Raw genomic sequence first — 3,423 nt, forward strand, 5'->3', positions numbered from 1 at the left:
GGTCCGGGTGCACCGCCCGGCGGCGGCGGGCGCCCATGTCCGCCCCAGGGGCGGCGATGTGGCGGCCGGTGATCTCGCCCTCGCCCGGGGCACGGTCCTCGGCCCGCCCCAGATCGGCCTGCTCGCCGCGATCGGCCGGGGCACCGTTCGGGTACGGCCCCGTCCGCGCGTGGTCGTCCTCTCCACCGGCAGCGAGCTGGTCCAGCCGGGCGAGAGCCTCGGCGAGGGCCAGATCTACGACTCCAACAGCTTCGCGCTGGCCGCCGCCGCGCGCGACGCGGGCGCCCTCGCCTACCGGGTCGGCGCGGTCACCGACGACGCCGAGACGCTGCGCGCCACCATCGAGGACCAGCTGATCCGCGCCGATCTGCTGGTCACCACGGGCGGTGTCAGCGTCGGCGCGTACGACGTCGTCAAGGAGGCGCTGTCCGGTGCGGGTGCTGCCCTGTCCGGTGCCGGTGCCGGAGCCGATGCCGGTGCCGGTGACATCGGGGATGAGCCGGACGGACCCGGCGGCGGGATCGACTTCCGGACACTCGCGATGCAGCCGGGCAAGCCGCAGGGCTTTGGCACCATCGGCCCCGACCACACCCCGCTGCTCGCCCTGCCGGGCAATCCCGTCTCGTCGTATGTCTCCTTCGAGCTGTTCGTACGCCCCGCGATCCGCACCCTGATGGGCCTGCCGGACATCCACCGGCCCCGGGTCCGCGCCGAACTGAAGTCCGAGGGGCCGCTCGCCTCGCCCGCCGGGAAACGGCAGTTCCTGCGCGGGGTGTACGACCCGGGCTCGGGCACCGTCACTCCGGTGGGCGGCTCCGGCTCCCATCTGATCGCGGCCCTCGCCCACGCGGACTGCCTGATCGTGCTGCCCGAGCCGGACACCTCGGCCGAGCCCGGCGCGGAGGTGGAGGTGGTCCTCCTCGGGTGACCCGGGTGCGGTGGCGGTACCGTGTCTGCCCACACAGGCCCGTACGGGCCCTCGCGGGCCCCCGGGGGCCCGGACCGGGAGAGCGGCAACAGCGACATGAGCGATGACGGCGGACTGACGCATATCGACGAGGCGGGGGCGGCCCGTATGGTCGATGTCTCGGGGAAGGACATCACCGTACGCACCGCTCGGGCCGGCGGCCGGGTGCTGGTCTCCCCGGGGGTCGTGAAGCTGCTGCGGGGGGAGGGTGTCCCCAAGGGCGACGCGCTCGCGACCGCCCGTATCGCCGGGATCATGGGGGCGAAACGCACCCCCGAGCTGATTCCGCTCTGCCACCCGCTGGCGCTCTCCGGTGTCACGGTCGATCTCGCGGTCGCCGACGACGCCGTGGAGATCACCGCCACGGTGCGCACGAGCGACCGTACGGGGGTGGAGATGGAGGCGCTGACCGCCGTGTCCGTCGCCGCGCTCACGGTCGTGGACATGGTCAAGGCCGTCGACAAGACGGCGGTGATCACGGACATCCGGGTCGAGGAGAAGACGGGCGGCACATCCGGCGACTGGAGCCGGTCATGACCGCCCGGCCCGGCGGGACGCGCTCCCACGGCGACAGCCGTGGCCGGGGCCGGGACTCGCGTTCCGCCGAGCCCCGTGCCCTGGTGATCACGGCATCCAACCGCGCGGCGGCCGGCGTCTACGAGGACCGCGGCGGCCCGCTCGTCGCCGAGGGCCTCGCCGCGCTCGGCTTCACCGTCGACGGACCGCGGGTGGTGCCCGACGGCGACCCCGTCGAACAGGCGCTGCGGTCGGGCGCCGACGCGGCGTACGACGTCATCCTGACCACGGGCGGCACCGGAATCTCCCCCACCGACCGCACCCCCGAGGCCACCCGGGCCGTCCTCGACTACGAGATCCCCGGCATCCCGGAGGCGATCCGCGCCCACGGTCTGCCCACGGTCCCGACCGCCGCGCTCTCCCGGGGCCTCGCCGGGGTCGCCGGCCGTACCCTGATCGTCAATCTGCCCGGCTCGACCGGCGGCGTACGGGACGGTCTGGCCGTCCTGGCCCGGCTGCTGCCCCACGCCGTCGACCAACTCCGCGGAGCGGACCACCCGGCGCCGCCATCCGGCTCCGGCGCGGATCACGGCGCGGATCACCAGGATCCCGGGGGCGGCGCGGGGTCCCCGTCTTCCCCGGGGGCCGCCGCCGGGCAGCCGGGATCGGCGGGTCCCGCAGAAGAGCAGAGACCTGCCGGGACCGCGCCGCGGCCGGAATCCCCCGGGCACCCGGGCCACCCGGGGAGTGCGAGCTGAACGCGACCTGGCCGGTGGTACTGGCGGACGGCGGGGTCGTTCTCCGCCCGATAAAGCTGCGCGACCAGCGCGACTGGCGCGAGGTCAACCGGCGCAACCGGGACTGGCTGCGCCCCTGGGAGGCGACCATCCCGCCGCCCGCGCCCGGCGCCCCGGTGGCCCAGCGGCCCACCTACCGCCAGATGGTCCGCCATCTGCGCGCCGAGGCGAACGCGGGCCGGATGCTGCCGTTCGTCATCGAGTACCAGGGCCGTCTGGTCGGCCAGTTGACGGTCGCGGGGATCACCTGGGGGTCGATGTGTTCGGGTCATGTCGGCTACTGGGTGGACCGGGAGGTCGCGGGCCGGGGAGTGATGCCGACCGCGGTGGCGCTCGCCGTCGACCACTGTTTCCGCACCGTCGGACTCCACCGTATGGAAGTCTGCATTCGGCCCGAGAACGCCCCGAGCCGTCGAGTCGTGGAGAAACTCGGATTCCGCGAAGAGGGAGTGCGCCCCCGATATCTGCACATCGACGGTGCGTGGCGGGACCATCTGGTGTACGCCCTCACCGCCGAGGAAGTGCCCGAGGGACTGCTCCGCCGCTGGCACCGCGTGCACCCCGGCACCCCCCGGGCTCACCCCGGTAAATAAAATAAACGTTCGAAAATGATCGAAGTCGATCATGATCTGATCTGAACAATCGCAAAAAAAGCCCGTGATATCAGCTGGATCGTGCGACACACCGAGCCAATTGGAGGATGGCGTTGCGAGAATCCCTCTACGGTGTGACCGTGAGCAGCAGCGGCCTCATCTACGCAGTCATTGTCGGGGCCTGGGCCGCCTACCTGGTGCCGATGTGGCTCCGCAGGCAGGACGAACTCAACGAGGCTCGTCCCACGGAACGCTTCTCCACCGCCATCCGGCTGCTGTCCGGACGCGGGGCGATGGAGCGCCGGTACGCCAAGGAGCTGCGGGAGCGCGAGGAGCGGCCAGAGACCGACGCGGACCCGGACGTGGCCATGGACCCTTCGAGTTCCGTGGACGTCCGGGCCTTCGCCGCGCCCCGCACCGAGGTCCGGATGGCGGCCCCCGCCCCGGCGTCACAGGACCCGGCGCCCCCGGCGCCACGGGCCCCGGCACCCCCGGGCGCGCAGGCCCCGGCACGCCCGGCGGCGCAGCGCCCGCGCGCCCGGCCCAGCAG

Annotated in this window: 4 protein-coding genes and 1 pseudogene; all 5 read left to right on the forward strand. The window is 73.4% G+C overall.

Annotation, left to right across the window (positions count from 1 at the left end):
- Positions 1-928, forward strand: a 928-nt coding sequence (locus ACWF94_RS36655) for a molybdopterin molybdotransferase MoeA (RefSeq protein ID WP_453498934.1), incomplete at its 5' end; no start/stop codon positions are given.
- A 96-nt stretch (positions 929-1,024) separates the two neighbouring features.
- Entirely contained in the window at positions 1,025-1,504 is a 480-nt protein-coding gene (moaC, locus tag ACWF94_RS36660) for a cyclic pyranopterin monophosphate synthase MoaC (RefSeq protein WP_453498940.1), read from the forward strand.
- Positions 1,501-2,241, forward strand: coding sequence for a MogA/MoaB family molybdenum cofactor biosynthesis protein (locus ACWF94_RS36665; protein WP_453498936.1), 741 nt, complete (start codon positions 1,501-1,503; stop codon positions 2,239-2,241). The genes moaC and ACWF94_RS36665 overlap by 4 nt, the downstream gene beginning before the upstream one ends.
- A gap of 14 nt (positions 2,242-2,255) precedes the next feature.
- Complete coding sequence (locus ACWF94_RS36670; RefSeq protein WP_453498938.1) at positions 2,256-2,873, forward strand: GNAT family N-acetyltransferase; 618 nt, start codon at positions 2,256-2,258, stop codon at positions 2,871-2,873.
- Positions 2,874-3,013: 140 nt separating this feature from the next.
- Positions 3,014-3,423: pseudogene (locus ACWF94_RS36675) on the forward strand (hypothetical protein); the annotation flags it as partial.

The sequence above is a fragment of the Streptomyces sp. NPDC055078 genome, from assembly GCF_053607985.1.

What these genes read in the sequence shown, in the direction of transcription:
- moaC (WP_453498940.1), top strand. Translation starts at nt 1,025, where the DNA reads ATGAGCGATGACGGCGGACTGACGCATATCGACGAGGCGGGGGCGGCC.
- ACWF94_RS36665 (WP_453498936.1), top strand. Translation starts at nt 1,501, where the DNA reads ATGACCGCCCGGCCCGGCGGGACGCGCTCCCACGGCGACAGCCGTGGC.